This window comes from Bradyrhizobium sp. I1.14.4 (genome assembly GCF_050435825.1).
Lineage (GTDB): Bacteria > Pseudomonadota > Alphaproteobacteria > Rhizobiales > Xanthobacteraceae > Bradyrhizobium.
The window spans coordinates 98,284-116,277 of record NZ_JBNDLA010000010.1; the positions used below are offsets into that span (position 1 = coordinate 98,284).

A 17,994-nucleotide genomic window follows, 5' to 3' on the forward strand; every position below is an offset into this window, starting at 1 on the left:
AATTGTTGATCGGCTTCCACACCGGTCGCAGGAGTGCTCATGACGACCATACCTGCTTATACAATCAGTGGTTTAACCCGCCCCGAACTTCATCTTGATCCGAGCGGCAATATTATCCTGGATCCGGCCGCGCAGGCGTTCGCAGGTACGTATGGCCTGCAATATCTCTATCTCGGCTGTCCTCCCGGCACGCCGTGGCCGCCGGTCTCCGGCTTCCTGTCGCCACCGACCGATGCCAATTCAGGCATCAATACGGTCGTGGAAGGCGCAGCAGCCAACACCTCGGTCGGCATCACCGCACAATCCTCGAGCCTGATCGGCCTTCCGGTCACCTATTCGCTGGCATCCGATTCCTCGCATGGCGGCTTCAAGGTCGATCCGAACACCGGCGTGGTGTCGGTCGCCGATCCCACCAAGGTCGACTTCGAAAGTTCCGGCGGCAGTTACGTCGTCAATGTGCAGGCGACCGACGGTATCTTCGTCTCGTCGCAGAGCTTCACGATCGCCGTCAGCAACGCGCCGCCCTCGACACCGACCGACATCAGCGCCACCGCCAACGCGGTCAACGAAGGCGCCGCCGTCAACACGCTGGTCGGCATCACCGCATCATCGGCCGATGTTAACGGCCCCGGCGTCACCTATTCGCTGACCGCCGATTCCTCCAGTGGCGGCTTCAAGATCGATCCGAATACCGGCGTCGTCAGCGTCGCCAATTCCAGCAAGATCGACTTCGAAACCGCGCCGGGCCACGCCTACACCATCACGGTGCAGGCCAGCGACGGCCATGGCGGCGTCAGTTCGCAGAGCTTCACGATCAACGTCAACGATCTGCCGGTCTCTACGCCGGTCGACATCAATCCCGCCGCCAACAGCGTCGTCGAAGGCGCCGCGGTCAACACGCCGGTCGGCATCACCGCCTCCGCGGTCGATCCGAACGGCCCCGCGACGACCTATTCGCTGACCGGCGACACGTCCGTCGGCGGCTTCAAGATCGATCCCAATACCGGCGTCGTCACGGTCGCCGATCCGACCAAGCTCGACTTCGAGAGCGCGCCGGGCCACGCCTACACCATCACCGTGCACGCGACGGCCGGCGCGACCTCGTCGACGCAGACCTTCACCATCAATATCACCGATGCCCCGCCGGCGGCCCCGACCGATACGGATCTCACGGCGAACTCGGTGGCCGAAGGTGCGGCGATCGGCACCGTCGTCGGGATCACCGCGCACGCGACCGACATCAATGGCGGCAACGTGACCTATTCGCTGGTCGGCGATGCCCACGGCTTCAGCATCGATCCGACGACCGGCGTCGTCACCGTCGCCGATCCGACCAAGATCGACTATGAGAGCAGCGGCCCGAGCCATTCCTACACCATCACGGCGCAGGCCAGCGACGGCACGCTTTCAAGCACACAGACCTTCACGATCGGCGTCGCCGACGCTGCGCCATCGGCTCCGGTCGACAGCAATGCCGCCGTCAACACCGTCGTCGAAGGCGCGGTCGCCGGCACCGCCGTCGGCATCACCGCGTCCTCGATCGACGTCAACGGTCCGCCCGTCATCTGGTCGCTGACCGGCGACAGCTCGCTCGGCGGCTTCGGCATCGACCCCAGTACCGGTGTCATCACCGTCGCCGACCCGAACAAGATCGACTACGAGAGCAGCGGCCCGAGCCATTCCTACACGGTGATCGCGCAGGCCAGTGACGGTGCGGGCGGCACCAGCACACAGAGCTTCACCATTGCAGTGACCGACGCCCCGCCGTCGACCCCGGTCGACAGCGATGTTAACCCCAACACCATTGCCGAAGGCGCCGTCAACGGCTCGACGGTCGGCGTCACGGCGGCCTCGACCGACGTCAACGGGCCGGCCGTGACCTATTCGATCGCGCCGGGCGACGACAGTTCTGTCGGCGGATTCGCGGTGGATCCCAATACCGGCGTCATCACCGTCGCCGATTCGAGCAAGATCGATTATGAGACCGCGCCAGGCCACGCCTACACGGTGAAGGTGACAGCCAGCGACGGTGCGGGCGGCACCAGCACGCAGACCTTCACCGTCGGCGTCACCGACGTCGCACCGTCGACGCCGGTCGACAGCGACGGTACGGCCAATCAGGTCGCGGTCGGCGCCCCGGCCGGCAGCTATGTCAACGTGACCGCCGCTTCGACCGACGTCAACGGACCGGCGGTGACCTATACGCTGGTCGGCGACTCATCGCTCGGCGGCTTCACCATCGACCCCAATACCGGCAAGATTACGGTCGCGGATCCCAGCAAGATCCTCGCCGCCGATCCGTCCTATGACGTCACGGTCGATTCCTCGGATGGTACGCTGCACAACCAGCAGACCTTCACCATCGCCGTCGTCGTCGACCTGGCGCCGGTCGTTACCGGCGGCCACACGCTGAACTACACCGAAAACCAGGCCGCGACCGTAATCGATTCGGCGATCACCGTATCCGACGGCGACAACGCCAATCTGGCGTCCGCGACCGTGCAGATCACCGGCAACTACGCAAACGGCCAGGACCTCCTCGGCTTCACCGACCAGAACGGCATCACCGGCTCGTTCGATGCCGCAACCGGTACGCTGACGCTGACCGGATCCTCCAGCGTCGCGAACTACCAGGCCGCGCTGGCATCGGTGACTTATGTCAACACCAGCGACAATCCGTCCGGGCTGGCGCGCACCGTCACCATCACGGCCAATGACGGCACGCTCGACGGCGCCCCCGCCACCGAGACCATCAACGTCGCTCCGGTCAATGATCCGCCCGTCGTCACCGCCGGCCACACCCTGAACTTTACGGAGAACCAGGCCGCGACCGCGTTCGATCCTGCGATCACCGTATCCGACGTCGACAACACCACGCTGGCCGGCGCCACCGTGCAGATCACCGGCAACTACGCGACCGGCCAGGACGTCCTCGCCTTCACCACCCAGAACGGCATCACCGGCTCGTTCGATGCCGGAACCGGCACCCTGACGCTGACAGGCACGGCCAGCGTCGCCGACTACCAGGCGGCGCTCGCCTCGGTGACCTATCAGAACACCAGCGACAACCCGTCGGGCCTGGCGCGCACCGTCACCATCATCACCAATGACGGCTCGGCGAATTCCACGGCGGTCACCGACACCATCAATGTCACGCCGGTCAACGATCCACCGGTCACGACCGCCGGCGGCACGCTGAATTATCTCGAAAACCAGGCCGCGACCGTGATCGACGCGTCGGTCAGCGTGTCCGACGTCGACAGCGCCAACATGGCCGGCGCGACGGTGCAGATCACCGGCGGCTTTGCCGCTGGCCAGGACGTGCTAGGCTTCGTCAACCAGAACGGCATCACCGGCTCCTACAACGCCGGAACGGGCGTGCTGACATTGACGGGCTCTTCCAGCGTCGCCAACTACAAGGCCGCGCTCGATTCCATCACCTACTTCAACTCGAGCGACAACCCGTCCGGGGCGGATCGTACCGTCAGCTATACGGTCAACGACGGCTCGGCGAGCAGCAACACCTCGACCTCGACCATCCATGTCACGCCGGTCAACGACGCGCCGGTGGTCAGCTTCGGCGCCATCACCGGATTCTCCGAGCCGCCGAACGGCACGCCGGCCGCGAATTCGACACCGGTCACGATCACGCCCAACCTGACGATATCAGATGCCGAAGGCAACAACCTGACCGACGCAACCTTCGTGCTGAACAATCTGAAGCCGTCGGATGCGCTCACGATCGCAGGTCACGCCGGCACCAGCGGCGATATCGGCAGCATCCATTTCGATATCACCAGCACCGGCACGACCGAGACGATCAGCTTCACCGGCACCGACACGCTTGCGCACTACAATACGGCGCTCGACCTGATCCAGTTCAACAACACCAGCGAAAATCCCGACAGCACCGCGCGTTCCTATACCCTCACCGTGCACGATGACGGCGGCACCGCAAACGGCGGCAACAACACCGGGACGGGATCGACGACCGGGAGCGTGACCGCCGTGGACGATGCGCCCACCGCGACGGTGCCGGCGGATAATTCGATCGGCACTGCCTTCTCGCACACCAATCTCGCGATCTCCGGCCTTTCGATCGCCGACGTCGATGCCGGCAGCGGCAACGTCACGGCGACAATTTCATCCAGCCATGCGAACCTGACCTTCACCACTACGGGACTCGCAAGCTTCACCAACAACGACAGCCACACCGTGACGCTCACCGGCACGGCGGCGCAGGTCAACACCGCGCTGGCGACGCTGACCTACAACAGCGACGACGGCTTCACCGGCTCGGATACGGTGACGCTGAACGTCAACGACAACGGCAACACCGGCACCGGCGGGCCGCTCTCATCGGGCGCCCAGACCTTCCATGTCGGCGTCGTCCCGCAGGTGTTCTATATCGACAACTCGACGACAGGCACCAGCGCCAACCTCGGCACCCAGGCCGATCCCTATACGTCGATCGCCTCCTTCAACGCGGCGAATCCGGCAGGCGCGGGTGACTACGTCGTGCTCGAGCATGGCACCGGCACCTACTCCGAAGCCAACGGCATCAATCTCGCCAACGGCGTCAACCTGATCGGCGGTAGCCATACGCTGCAGTTCACCAATCCGGTGACCAGCCAGGTGGTCACCGCGAATGTCGGTTCCGGCACCGATCCGGTGATCAAGGTGACCGGCGCCGACAACGGCATCGACCTGCTCGGCACGTCGGGCCATACCATCAGCGGCGTCAGCATCGATACCTCGGCCGGCAGCGGCATCGGCATCAGCGACGACGGCAACAATGTCGGCACCGTCACGATGTCCGACATCACGGTCAAGACCGCCAGCGGCGCCGGCATGAGCTTCACCCATGGCGGCACGATCTCGCTGACCGGAACCGCCAATTCCATCACATCGGGCACCGGCACCGCGCTCGACGTCGAGAACACCCAGATCGGCTCGAGCAACCTCACCTTCAAGAGCATCACGTCAAGCGGCGGCTCCGGCAACGGCATCATCCTCTCCAACACCGGCACCGCAGCCGGCAATGGCGGCCTGCATGTCACCGGCGACGGCGCGACGGCGGGCAGCGGCGGCACCATTGCAAGCAAGACCGGCGCCGACGGCAGCACCAGCCAGGGCAGCGGCATCTACCTCAGCAACACCAAGGACGTCGAGCTTTCGTATCTGGCGATGCACGACTTCCAGAACTACGGCATCGTCGGCACCAACGTCACCGGCTTTACCCTCGGCAACACCACGGTGACCGGCACCAACGGCGACAACGTCGGCGGCATCGGCGAAGGCGACGTCTACTTCACCGGCCTGTCCGGCACCGCGACGGTGACCAACTCGACCTTCACGGGCGCTGCACTCGATGCGTTCCACGTCTTCAACAACAGTGGCCAGACGCTCAACCGCATCACGATCACGGGCTCGACCTTCGCAACCAATGCGGCGGCCGGAAACCAGTCGGGCGATGCACTGGTGTTCCAGGCCACCGACGGAACGTTCAACGCGACGGTTCAGAGCTCGACTTTCACGTCGGCGCGCGGCGACCTGTTCCAGCTCGATCTGCACGGCGGTGTCAGTTCGGACCTCGTGCTGGGCGGCGCGACCGCCGGACTGGGCAACAGCTTCTCGAACAACAACCAGAATATCGTCTCGGGCGGCGGCGGCATCACCATCAGCTCCGGTGGGACGGGCGATCACGCCAACCTGACCTTCAACATCGCGAACAACACCATGCGCGATGCGGTCGGCACCGCACTCGGCATCAGCACTGGATCGGGAGCAAGCTCGTTTACCGGTACGATCGATTCCAACACGATCGGCGTCGCGGGCGTTGCCAACAGCGGCTCCGCCCAGGGCAGCGACATCGGCTTCATCACCGACGGTGGTGCCAATTCCAGCGTCACGATCACCAACAACCATCTGTACCAGTACAACAACGACGGCATCGAACTGCAGACCGGCGACGCGGTCGATGGCGGCAACGCGCTGTTGACCGCGATCGTCATGGGCAACACGGTGTCCAACCCCGGCACGTTCGGCAATCACGGCTTCGAGCTGAATGCCGGCACGGTTGGAGCCAGCGCGGGACCTCCCGCCCACGCCGCTGACGCGCAGAGCGTCTCGCTGACGCTGGGCGGCAGCGGCGCCCAGGAAAATCAGTTCCTCGGTTCGGGCGCGAATGGCGGCACCGATATCCGGCTGCGCGATCGCTTCAACACCACCGTCGGCCTGCACGCCGGCGATGGTTCGTCCTACCTCGGCGGCGCGACCGATACCGCCGCGATTTCGAGCTACGTCCTATCGCACAATACAGTCACCACGGCGCCTACCATCAGCGTGACGGCGGGCAGCAGCAACGGGTTCGGCGCAGCACCGATGCTCGCCGCGGACGGCGGTGTGCAGGCCGATGTCACCAACCCGGGCGAAACCCACCTGACCCAGAGCCAGCTCGACTCGGTCATGTCGGTCGCAATCCACCAATGGGCGGCCGCGGGCATCAGTGCGACCCAACTCGCCGCACTCGAGGCGGTCACCTTCAGCGTCGCGGACCTCGCCGGCCAGGTCATAGGCCTGGAGAGCGCCGGCCACATTACGATCGACAGCGATGCCGCCGGCCACGGCTGGTTCATCGACCCGACACCGTCGGATAATTTCGAGTTCACGCAAGCTCTCAATGCGTCCGGCACCGATCTGCTGACCAATTCGTCGACGGCCGCAGCGGGGCATCTCGATCTCCTGACCGCCGTGGCCCATGAATTGGGACATGTGCTCGGCCTCCCCGACTCCAGCTCGCCGTCTGACGTCCACGACCTGATGTATATCGGCCTCGCCGACGGCGAGCGGCGGCTGCCGAGCGCGGCCGATGTCGCGCAGGCCGACAGCACGACCGCAGGCTCCAGCCAGACGCGGCAGAACTTCGTGTTCACGCAGACCGATACGTTCGCGAGCCAGCAGACAGCCGGCACACCGCCTGCCGGCTTGAGCCACCTCGACTTCGCGGCGCTTGCCGGCAACGCCCAGGCGTTGTCCGATCTGTTCAGCGGGCACTCCAGTTCCGGTACACCCGGGTGGGCGGGCCATGAGTTGCAACTCGCCGCCATGGGCGGCACGCCGGTCGACAATCACGTCCAGACCCATCACGATCTGGTGGTTTGATCGAACGTCGCCGCAACAACGACTCCTGCCGGCACCACCCGGCAGGCGTCCGGCATTCGGTCGCGTGCATTCACGTCGATCGCAACAGTGAAATACCCGCACCGCTACAACGCGAATGCGTCACGCGCCAACCAAAGAATCAGCTAAGCACGACAATCGTTCAGGTTGCACTTGGCGGAAAACACGCTATCGTGCGCACGTCGTCGACGCGACATCATTGTCTCGTATTCTTTACAAATCATACGACGTATTCGCGGAGGACCGATGGCCGATCCGTTTCTTTCCGAAATCCGCATGATGTCGTTCAACTTTGCGCCAAAGGGTTGGGCGCTTTGCAACGGTCAGCTGCTTCCGATCAATCAGAATCAGGCGCTGTTCTCGTTGCTGGGCACGACCTATGGCGGCGACGGACGCGTTACCTTTGGCCTGCCCGACTTGCGGGGCCGGGTACCGACCCATATGGGCAATGGCCAAACACTGGGGCAACGTGCCGGCGAGGAGGGCCATACGCTTACGCTGAACGAAATGGCGCAGCACAATCATTTGGCCAACGCCACCAACAGCAACGGCAGCACGCCGATCGATTCGGGCGCCTATCTCGGCGCCTTCAACAACGGCTACAGCACGTCGATGACCAACATCACCACGCTCAATCCCGCGACCGTGGGTAATGTCGGCGGCAGTCAGGCCCACCAAAACATGCAACCGTTCCTGACGATCAATTTCAGCATTGCCCTCCAGGGCATTTTCCCCTCGCAGAACTGACGAGAAGCATCGATGCCACAACCTTTTGTAGGCGAGATCCGTATGTTCGGCGGCAATTTCGCCCCGGCGGGATGGAATTTCTGTGACGGCAGCTTGTTGGCGATCTCCCAGTACGACGTGCTGTTCAATCTGATCGGCACCACCTATGGCGGCGACGGCCAGTCGTCCTTCGCACTCCCCGATCTGCGCGGCCGTCTGCCGCTTCATATGGGCACCGCCAGCAGCGGCACGAGCTATCTCATCGGGCAGAACGGCGGCGTCGAAAACGTAACGCTCACGGTACAGACGATCCCGCAGCATTCGCACGCCTTCATCGCCTCGACGCAAACCAGCACCGGGCAGAACCCGCAGGGAAATATTCTCGATCAGACATCGGGCACGATCGCCATGTACATCGACGGCCAGCCGCCCGACGGCCCGATGGCGAATGGAATGCTGACGAACACGGGCGGAAACCTGCCGCATGATAATTTGCAGCCGTTCCTGTGCGTCAGCTTCATCATTTCGCTGTTCGGCATCTACCCGACCCAGAGCTAGGAGCGCGACAACATGGCCGAACCCTACGTCGCCGAGATTCGCATTTTTCCGTTCAACTTCGCGCCCAAGGGCTGGGCCTTCTGCAACGGTCAGCTGTTGCCGATTTCGCAGAATACGGCGCTGTTCTCGCTGCTCGGTACCACCTATGGCGGCGACGGCAAGTCGACCTTCGCGCTTCCCAACATGCAGGGCAACGCGCCGATGGCGCCTGGACAGGGTCCCGGGCTGTCGTTGTATGACCTCGGAGAGACCGGCGGCTCGACCTCGGTGACGCTGCTGCAAACCGAGATACCGCTTCACAACCACCTCGTGAACGTCGGCACGCAGGACGTCGCCGACGTCCAGGTCCCGAGTCTGACCCGCATCCTCGGCAAATCGAAAGACGCCTTCGCCTATGTGCCCGGGAGCCCGGCGCCATCGTTGACGCAGATGAACGCTGCCATGATCGGCATGACGGGCGGCAGCCAGCCGCACAACAACATGCAGCCATACCTCACCTTGAATTTCTGCATCGCACTGGAGGGCGTGTTCCCGCCACGGGGCTGAGATCGCTTTGACGCTCGACGTTCCCGCCACTGGCACGCCCGCGTTCGGCTGGGCGCGTGCAGCTCAAGCCGGTTGCGGCTTTCGTCGGCTGTCAGAGGCCGATCTTGCGTTCCTCAGCCGGCTCTATGCCTCGACGCGCGCCGAGGAGCTGGCGGCGGTGCCGTGGAGCGAGGCGGATAAGGCTGCCTTTCTCGGGCAGCAATTCCACGCCCAGCATGCGCATTACCAGCAGTTCTATCCGAACGCCGACTGGCTGGTGATCACGCGCGAGGAAGACGACATCGGCAGATTCTACGTCGAGCGCTGGCCGAGCCAGCACCGCATCATCGACATCGCCTTCATGCCGGCATACCGCGGCAAGGGCTATGGCGAGGCTCTGTTGCGCGACGCGATGGACGAGGCGGCCGCCGTCGGCAAGGACGTCTCGATCCATGTCGAGAAGCTCAACCCGGCGATGCAACTCTATCGCCGGCTCGGCTTCGTCACCGAGGAGGACAAAGGCGTCTACGACCTGATGCGCTGGCGCGCACCAGGCGCTCTGGACCATCAGGTGAAGATCGCCTGATAGCCGTTGCCGTCTCCGAGGGGGCCGATCGGCACCAGAAAAATCTCCATCACGCCGAGCGCCGGATGCCGCACCGGATAGATCGCCTGCGACAGCCACGCGCCCTTCGGCCCCGCGAACAGCAGCGAGAACGCGCCGCCCGGCCGGCCGCTGTTGCCTGCCGGCTCGACCTTGGCGAGTTTCAGCGCCACGACGTGATCCGCCGTCTGCATCTCGAATTCCGCGTCCTGATGCGACCTGAAGTCATCAATATGCAATTTCGCCAGATCGACGGTGGATGTCATGCGCACGTCCCGGTTGGTTTCACAGGTGTAACATAGCCCGCAACGCCGCCGTCAAGATTTCTGCCGGGCGGCCGTTCTCGGATCTCGTCGTCATTCCGGGGCATGCGAGGCTGAACCCGGAATCCATTCTGCCAATCGCTCCGCGCAGGGAAAGCCGGGTCGTTTCCGGTTACACCTGTGGTCCTAGCCCTGTGCTTTTTTGTTGCACAGGCCCATGGGTGCGATCGGCACCCGGCTTTCCCTGCGCCCTCTGTTCAACCGGAGGGACAAGTAAACGCAAGACTCGGACGCGTCGCGTCGCGAGGCTGCGAAGCTGCGTCCCCAGCGAACCTGTCATCGCCCGGTCGAGCCGGGCGATCCAGTACGCCGCGCAGGTTGAACTCAAACGTCTCTGGAATACTGGATCGCCCGCTTTCGCGGGTGACGACGGTGGAACGGACGGCACGACCGTACCAAACCACCGGCGGGAGGACTGATGACGGCCCCGATTTCCTCCGCTAACCTCCCCGCAAAGGACCGCCAGCAAGGCGGACCATTTTGAGGGAGGACAGCCGCGTGCATCGAGGCCGTGTGGTATTCGGCGCCATGGACGAAGTCGTGTTCGGGCGCCCGGCCGCTGAGGCGGTCGTCGAGCAACTGGACCGGCTTGGCGCAGAGCGCGCCTTTCTGATGGTGTCGGGCACGCTGAACCGCGAGACCGACGAGATCGAGAAAGTCCGCCGGGCACTTGGTTCCCGCTGTGTCGGCATCTTCGACAAAATGCCGGCGCACACGCCGCGCGCCGCGGTGATCGCGGCGGCGGAACAGGCTCGCGCCGCGAAGGCCGACCTGATCGTCACCATCGGCGGTGGCTCGATCACCGATGGCGCCAAGGCGGTGCAGCTTTGCCTCGCCAACAACGTCACCACATCCGACGGCATCGACACGATCCGCACCCATGGCGGCGTCGCGCCGGAGATGAACGCGCCGACCGTGCGCCAGATCAGCGTGCCGACCACGATCGCCGGCGGCGAATTCTCGTCGATCGCGGGCGTCACCAACGAAGCCAAGCGGCAGAAGGAGATGCTGCGCCATCCCCTGGTAATGCCGCGCGCCACCATCCTCGATCCGGAACTGTCGGTATACACACCGGACTGGCTGTTCCTGTCGACCGGCATCCGCGCTGTCGACCATTGCGTCGAGGGCATCTGCTCGCGCGAGGCGCATCCTTACGGCGACGCGCAGGCGCTGAAAGGGCTCGAGATGCTGGCACAGGGCCTGCCGCGGGTGAAGGCGGATCCGAAGGATATCTCGGCGCGGATGGATTGCCAGATCGGCACCTGGCTCTCGACCGGCCCGCTTGCCTCGGGCGTGCCGATGGGCGCGAGCCACGGCATCGGCTACGTGCTCGGCGCCGAATTCGACGTCCCGCATGGCTACACCTCCTGCGTGATGCTGCCTGCGGTGATGCGCTGGAACAAGCGCGACAATGCCGACCGCCAGGCGGTGGTCGCAGCCGCGATGGGGCATCCTGGCGCAGACGCCGGCGACGTGCTCGATCGCTTCATCCGCGACCTCGGCATGCCGCGCAGCCTGAGGGAGGTGCACGTCGGCCCCGAACATTTCGACCGTATCGCAACGCAAGCGATGCGAACGCCCTGGGTGCCGCGCAATCCGCGCAAGATCGATGGTCCATCCCAGGTTCGCGAGATTCTGGTGATGGCCGCCTGAAGCATGATCCGGAAAAGTGGAAACCGGTTTTCCGAAAGGATCATGCTCAAAAAGATGAGAGCATGATCAAGCCGCGACCGAGGGGGAAATAAAGTTCGATGTACACCGGCAAGCACGCTTACCTGCGCCCGCTGCAACCCGCCTTCATCATGGCCGGGACCGGCGAGATCGTCACCTATCGCGAGTTGGAGGCGCGATGCAACCGCCTCGCCCATTTGTTCCGCAAGCAGGGCCTGCGGCGGCTCGACCACTATTCGATCTTCACGGAGAACAACAACCGCTACCTCGAGGCCTGCGGCGCAGGCGAGCGCGCGGGCCTCTATTTCACCTGCGTCAATTCCTTCCTCACCCCAAGCGAGCTCGCCTACATCCTGACCAACAGCCAGTCGCGGATCCTGATCACCTCGAAGCTGAAGCTCGACATCGCACGCGAGGCGCTGAAGGAGTGCCCGCTGGTTGAGCTCTGCATCGTGGTCGACGGCGAGGGCGAGAGCGAGCGCATCGTCGGGCTGCGAGAGGTCATCGCCGGCCTGCCGTCAACCCCGATCGCGGACGAATATGCGGGCACCGCGATGCTCTATTCCTCCGGCACGACCGGCCGGCCGAAAGGCATCGTGCGGCCGCTGCCGGAACAGCCGCCGTCGCAAAACCTTCCGCTGTTCGATTTCCTGACCAAGCTCTGGCACTACCGCGAGGGCATGGTCTACCTCTCGCCGGCGCCGCTCTACCACTCGGCGCCGCAAGCGGCGGTCAATCTCACCATCCGCATGGGCGGCACTGTCGTCATCATGGAGAGTTTTGATCCCGAGCGCTATCTCGAGCTGGTGCAGAAATGGGGCATCACCCACAGCCAGCTGGTGCCGACCATGTTTTCGCGCCTGCTCAAGCTGCCCGAGGAGGTTCGCACCCGCTACGATCTGTCGACGCTCGAGATCGCGATCCATGCCGCCGCGCCCTGCCCGGCGCTCGTCAAGGACGCCATGATCAAATGGTGGGGCCCGATCATCCACGAATATTACGGCGCGACGGAAGGCCTCGGCTTCACCGCCTGCAACAGCGAGGAATGGCTCGCGCATCGCGGCACCGTCGGCAAGGTGCTCCTCGGCGACCTGCATATCCTCGACGAGAACATGCAGCCCTGCCCGAAAGGCACCCCGGGCACCGTGTGGTTCAAGACCGCCACGCCGTTCGAATATTTCAACGATCCGGCCAAGACCAGCGAGGCACGCTCGCCGGACGGCAGCATGAGCACGGTCGGCGACGTCGGCTATATCGACGATGACAACTTCCTCTATCTCACCGATCGCGCCACCTTCATGATCATCTCCGGCGGCGTCAACATCTACCCGCAGGAATGCGAGAATTTGTTGATCACCCATCCGAAGGTTGCCGACGCCGCGGTGTTCGGCGTGCCCAATGTCGATCTCGGCGAGGAGGTGAAGGCGGTGGTGCAGCCGGTTGACGGCATCGCGCCCGGGCCGGAGCTCGCGGAGGAACTGATCGCGTTCTGTGCAAGCGCGCTGTCGCGCCAGAAGGTGCCGCGCTCGGTGGATTTCGAGGCCGAGCTGCCACGGCTGCCGACCGGAAAGCTCTACAAACGCTTGCTGCGCGACCGCTATTGGGGCAACAAGACCTCGCGGATCGTGTGAGCCGCCGATGCAGCGGGCCGGGCCGATCCGATCGGGCAAGCGCCGGCGCGCAACGGACTCGCCCGTTGTGCTGATTTCGCGCTATGCTTTGCGCCCGCAAGCCAGCTTCGCCGGAGGCCGCCATGCCGTCGCCCCAGCCGCGCGAGCCGGAGTCGCTACCGGCCCGAAGGCTCGAATTCACCGCCGCCGAGATCGGTGCGCTTGCCCATCTCTATCGTGGCGAAGTCTACCGCAGTACGGTATGGCGCACCCGCCTCGACAGCTCGACCAACTGGGCGGTGGTCACGACCGGGATCGCGCTGTCGGCGACCTACAGCAGCGCGGAGGCCTCGCCACTGCCGATGGTGCTGGTCGGGCTGCTCGTGACCGTATTCCTGTTGTTCGAGGCGCGGCGCTACCGCTATTTCAACGTCTGGCGCGCCCGCGCCCGGTTGCTCGAAACCGACTTCTACGCGCCGATGATTCGGGGCGAAGGTCCTTTACCGAATTCGCCCTGGACCGAGCTGCTGGCCAACGACTACCGCAACCCGAGCTACCACATCAGCTATATCAGGGCGATCGGCCGGCGGCTGCGCCGGACCTACGGCTGGATCTTCGCGATCCAGGCCATCGCCTATTACGGCAAGCTTGCGATCCATCCGCTGCCGCTGACCGCGGTGAGCGCGATCTGGGACCGCGCCTCGATCGGTCCGATTCCTGGAACCATCGTGGTTCTCGCCGGCATCGCCTTCCATTCCAGCTGGGCGCTGTTCGCATTCGTCACGCATCGCATGGAGATCGCCGACCGGCGTACGCGGCACAATCTGATCGCAATGGGGTGAGGCACTGCGGGTCGCGTTGCCGATGGCGGGCTTTTCCCCTAGCCTCACATCAACAAGAAAACTCAGGGAGGACCTGCCAATGGAAGTGATCCCGCTGCGACCGGGCTTCGGCGCCGAACTGCGCGGCGTCACGCTGTCGGATGTTGCCGCCAGCGACGCTGCCTATGCGGCAGTGCGCGCGGCGTTCGAGGAACATTCGGTGCTGGTGTTCCGCGGCCAGGTGGTCACCGACGACATCCAGCTTGCCTTCTCGCGCCGCTTCGGCCCGCCCGAGGTGACCAAGGTGGGCTCAATGGGCACCGGCTCGCATTTTGTGATCCTCTCGACCTTCGGGCCCGACGGCACGGTGGTTCCGTCGGACCACCGGCAGCAGCTGCGCGCCAGGGCCAACCAGCTCTGGCACACCGATTCCTCCTTCAAGCGCGTGCCGGCGCTGACCTCGATCCTGTCCGCGCGCATCATCCCCGAACATGGCGGCGAGACCGAATTCGTCTCGATGCGGCTTGCCTTCGAGCGGCTCGACAAGGATACGGCAAAGCGGCTGGAGAACTCGTTCGCCTGGCACTCCTACGCGCATTCGCGCAGCAAGGTCGCCACAGGCCTCGCCACGACTGAGGAAGTCGATGCGCTGCCGCCGGTGTGCTGGCGCATGGTCTGGCGCAATCCGGTCAACGGCCGCGGCGCGCTGTATCTTGCCTCCCATGCCTATGGCGTCGAGGGCATGGATGCCGACGCCGGCAAGGCGATGATCGAGCAATTGACCGAAGCTGCGACCGCGCCCGGCGTCAGCTATCTGCATCAATGGAAACAGGGCGACGTCGTGATGTGGGACAACCGCGCCACCATGCATCGCGGCCGCCCCTGGCCGGCGCATGAGGGCCGCCTGATGATCCGCACCACGATCTCGGCAACCGAGGCCGATGGTGTCGCGAACATGCACCTGCTCTCACCGCAGGCGGCGGAGTAAGGCGATGTTTCTGCTGAACCGTCATCCTGAGCGCGAAGCGCGTCTCGTAGGATGGACGGGCAACGAGCCGGCGGCGACACTGACGATCGGCGACAAACTGTCGCTGATTGCGGACCGTATCACACCGCCCACATCTGCGTTGCCAATCGAACTCGAACGGAGACTAGTCTACGCATAGCAAAACAAGCTGAGTTCCCCGCGAACACAGCCATTATTCCCGGCTCTTGGAAATTTTAATGTTCTGGCGTCATCCCAATTGCCAATCCCTTCACGACCCTCGCCGGTTGCCCGACAGGCTCACCGTGGTATCGTCGATGCCAATCGGCCATTGAGACCGACATGTGGGAGGGGACCATGCGGAGCGTGCAAGCGCTGGCCGTCGCGGTGTTGTCTGTGCTGACCATCAGCGACGTTTCACGCGCAGCCGAGCCGAAATCCGGCGGCATCTTCAGGATCTATCACCGCGACAGCCCCGGCAGCGCCTCGATCCACGAGGGCGCGACCTATTCGGTGAACATTCCGTTCATGCCGATCTTCAACAACCTCGTCATCTTCGACCAGCACATCGCGCAGAACAGCGCCAGCACGATCCGGCCGGAGCTTGCGGAAAGCTGGGCCTGGAGCGGCGACAACAAGACGCTGACCTTCAAGCTGCGCAAGGACGTGAAATGGCACGACGGCAAGCCGTTCACCGCGGCCGACGTCAAGTGCACCTTCGACATGCTGATGGGCAAGTCGCAGCAGAAATTTCGGCAGAACCCGCGCAAGTCCTGGTACGACCAGGTCGACGAGGTCACGACAAACGGGGATTATGAAGCGTCGTTCAAGCTGAAACGGCCACAGCCCGCGCTGCTGTCGCTGCTCGCCTCGGGCTATTCGCCGGTCTACCCCTGCCACGTGTCGCCGGCGGAGATGCGCACCAAGCCGGTCGGCACCGGGCCGTTCAAGTTCGTCGAGTTCAAGGCCAACGAATCGATCAAACTCACGAAAAACCCCGACTACTTCAAGAAGAGCCTGCCCTATCTCGACGGCATCGAATTCACCATCATCACCAACCGCTCGACGGCGATCCTGGGCTTCGTCTCGGGCAGGTTCGACATGACGTTCCCGACCGAGGTCTCGATCCCGTTGCTTAAGGACGTCAAGTCGCAGGCACCCAATGCGGTCTGCGTGGTGGAACCGAACAACGTCTCCACAAACATCATCATCAATTCGAGCGGACCGCCATTCGACAATATCGACATCCGCCGCGCGCTGGCGCTGGCGCTCGACCGCAAGGCGTTCATCCAGATCATGTTCGAGGGGCAAGGCGACATCGGCGGTACCATGGAGCCGGCGCCGGACGGCCTGTGGGCGATGCCGAAGGACATGCTGGAGCAGATTCCCGGCTACGGTCCCGACATCGAGAAGAACCGCGAGGAAGCTCGCAAGCTGATGCAGAAGGCGGGCTACGGCCCGGACAAGCATCTGCATATCAAGGTGTCGACCCGCAACATTGCGGTCTACCGCGATCCCGCGATCATCCTGATCGACCAGATCAAGAGCATCTATATCGATGCCGAGCTCGACGTCGTCGACACCGCACAATGGTTCCCGAAGATCGCACGCAAGGACTATTCGCTCGGCCTCAATCTCACCGGCAACGCCGTCGACGAGCCCGACCAGTCCTTCTACGAAAACTACGCCTGCGGCTCGGAGCGGAACTACACCAACTATTGCAACAAGGACATCGAGAAGCTGTTCGACCAGCAGTCCGAGGAGACCAACATCGACAAGCGCAAGAAGCTGGTCTGGGAGATCGACAAGAAGCTGCAGGAAGACGTCGCGCGTCCGATCATCTTCCATGCCCGCACCGGCACCTGCTGGCAGCCTTACGTGAAGAATGTCACGATCATGTCCAACAGCTCCTATAACGGCTATCGCTACGAAGACGTCTGGCTGGACAAGTAGCGCGAAGCGTTTTCGAGCGAAGTGGATACCGGTTCGCGTCAAGAAAACGCGTCAAGAGAAGATTCGAGATCAGGGAGAGGGCCAGGGTGTTTGCCTATATCGTGCGGCGGCTGTTCCTGATGCTCGTGACCCTGTTCGGGATCTCGGTCATTATCTTCGTGCTGCTGCGCGTCGTTCCCGGCAACATCGTCGATATCCTGTTCGACGCCGCGGGCTTCGTCGATCCCGCCGACAAGGCCAATCTCGAGCGCGAGCTTGGTCTCAGCCAGCCGATCGTGATCCAGTATCTGCATTGGATCGGCGGCCTGCTGCACGGCGATCTCGGCTATTCCTATGTCTCGGAAAAGCCGGCGCTGGAGGAGATCCTGCCGCGGATTCCGATCACCGCGCGGCTCGCGGGACTGGCGCTGCTGTTCTCCGCCTCGATCGGCATTCCGCTCGGCGTGATCAGCGCCGTGCGCCAGGGCTCAAAGCTCGATTATGCGCTGCGCGTCGTCAGCCTCAGCGGCCTGTCGCTGCCGTCATTCTGGCTTGGCCTGCTGATCCTGATGGCCTCGGTCTCGCTGTTCGGCACCATGCCGATCTTCAATCCGAACCCGAAGACCTGGCTCGAGGCGCTGACCATCTATGCGGTGCCGGCGATGGCGGTCGGTTTCCGCAGCGCGGCGCTGACCATGCGCATCACCCGCTCGTCGATGCTGGAGATCCTGCGCCAGGACTACATCCGGACCGCGCGCGCCAAGGGCGCCTCCGAGGCCTCCGTGAACTACCATCACGCACTGAAGAACGCGGTGCTGCCGGTCATCACCGTGATCGGCATCGAGGCCGCGTTCCTGATCGGCGGCTTGATCGTCACCGAGACGGTGTTCAACATCCCCGGCATCGCCCGCTTCCTGGTCGAGGCGCTGCGCTGGCGCGATTACCCGATCGTGCAGAACCTCGTGATGTTCATCGCGGTGGTCGTGGTGGTCGTGAACTTCATCGTCGACATGCTGTATGCGGCAATCGATCCGCGCATCCGGTTCGGAGACTGAGC

Annotated in this window: 12 protein-coding genes; 11 read left to right on the plus strand and 1 reads right to left on the minus strand. The window is 63.9% G+C overall.

Features of this window, described 5'->3' with window-relative positions; all coding sequences use genetic code 11:
* Positions 1 to 39: 39 nt before the first annotated feature.
* From ABIB78_RS21260 to ABIB78_RS21280, 5 genes are all read left to right on the plus strand, one after another.
* Entirely contained in the window at positions 40 to 7,164 is a 7,125-nt protein-coding gene (locus ABIB78_RS21260) for a cadherin domain-containing protein (RefSeq protein WP_429028188.1), read from the plus strand.
* A 264-nt stretch (positions 7,165 to 7,428) separates the two neighbouring features.
* Positions 7,429 to 7,929 (plus strand): phage tail protein, encoded by a 501-nt coding sequence (locus ABIB78_RS21265; protein WP_429028190.1) that lies wholly within the window; start codon positions 7,429 to 7,431, stop codon positions 7,927 to 7,929.
* A 42-nt stretch (positions 7,930 to 7,971) separates the two neighbouring features.
* Positions 7,972 to 8,466, plus strand: coding sequence for a phage tail protein (locus ABIB78_RS21270; RefSeq protein ID WP_429028192.1), 495 nt, complete (start codon positions 7,972 to 7,974; stop codon positions 8,464 to 8,466).
* A gap of 12 nt (positions 8,467 to 8,478) precedes the next feature.
* The gene (locus ABIB78_RS21275; RefSeq protein ID WP_429028193.1) at positions 8,479 to 9,012 is read left to right on the plus strand and encodes a phage tail protein; all 534 of its coding nucleotides are present in this window, start codon (positions 8,479 to 8,481) and stop codon (positions 9,010 to 9,012) included.
* Positions 9,013 to 9,019: 7 nt separating this feature from the next.
* Positions 9,020 to 9,577, plus strand: coding sequence for a GNAT family N-acetyltransferase (locus tag ABIB78_RS21280; RefSeq protein WP_429028195.1), 558 nt, complete (start codon positions 9,020 to 9,022; stop codon positions 9,575 to 9,577).
* On the opposite strand, the gene ABIB78_RS21285 is transcribed toward ABIB78_RS21280, so the two are convergent.
* Entirely contained in the window at positions 9,559 to 9,861 is a 303-nt protein-coding gene (locus ABIB78_RS21285; RefSeq protein ID WP_429028197.1) for a DUF6916 family protein, read from the minus strand. The genes ABIB78_RS21280 and ABIB78_RS21285 overlap by 19 nt on opposite strands.
* Before the next feature lie 555 nt (positions 9,862 to 10,416).
* On the opposite strand from ABIB78_RS21285, the gene ABIB78_RS21290 reads away from it, so the two are divergent.
* The 6 genes from ABIB78_RS21290 (at position 10,417) to ABIB78_RS21315 (ending at position 17,992) form a co-directional block, all read left to right on the plus strand.
* Positions 10,417 to 11,571, plus strand: coding sequence for an iron-containing alcohol dehydrogenase (locus tag ABIB78_RS21290; RefSeq protein WP_429028199.1), 1,155 nt, complete (start codon positions 10,417 to 10,419; stop codon positions 11,569 to 11,571).
* 98 nt (positions 11,572 to 11,669) lie between these two features.
* Positions 11,670 to 13,220, plus strand: a complete 1,551-nt coding sequence (locus ABIB78_RS21295; protein WP_429028202.1) for an AMP-binding protein — start codon at positions 11,670 to 11,672, stop codon at positions 13,218 to 13,220.
* Between the two features lie 122 nt (positions 13,221 to 13,342).
* On the plus strand, positions 13,343 to 14,041 hold the full coding sequence (locus tag ABIB78_RS21300; RefSeq protein WP_429028204.1) for a DUF2270 domain-containing protein: 699 nt from the start codon (positions 13,343 to 13,345) through the stop codon (positions 14,039 to 14,041).
* A 79-nt stretch (positions 14,042 to 14,120) separates the two neighbouring features.
* Positions 14,121 to 15,008: a TauD/TfdA dioxygenase family protein gene (locus tag ABIB78_RS21305; RefSeq protein ID WP_429028206.1), complete on the plus strand. Its 888-nt coding sequence runs from the start codon at positions 14,121 to 14,123 to the stop codon at positions 15,006 to 15,008.
* A gap of 354 nt (positions 15,009 to 15,362) precedes the next feature.
* Complete coding sequence (locus ABIB78_RS21310) at positions 15,363 to 16,958, plus strand: ABC transporter substrate-binding protein (RefSeq protein ID WP_429028209.1); 1,596 nt, start codon at positions 15,363 to 15,365, stop codon at positions 16,956 to 16,958.
* Positions 16,959 to 17,044: 86 nt separating this feature from the next.
* Positions 17,045 to 17,992 (plus strand): ABC transporter permease, encoded by a 948-nt coding sequence (locus ABIB78_RS21315; RefSeq protein WP_429028212.1) that lies wholly within the window; start codon positions 17,045 to 17,047, stop codon positions 17,990 to 17,992.
* Positions 17,993 to 17,994 lie beyond the last annotated feature (2 nt).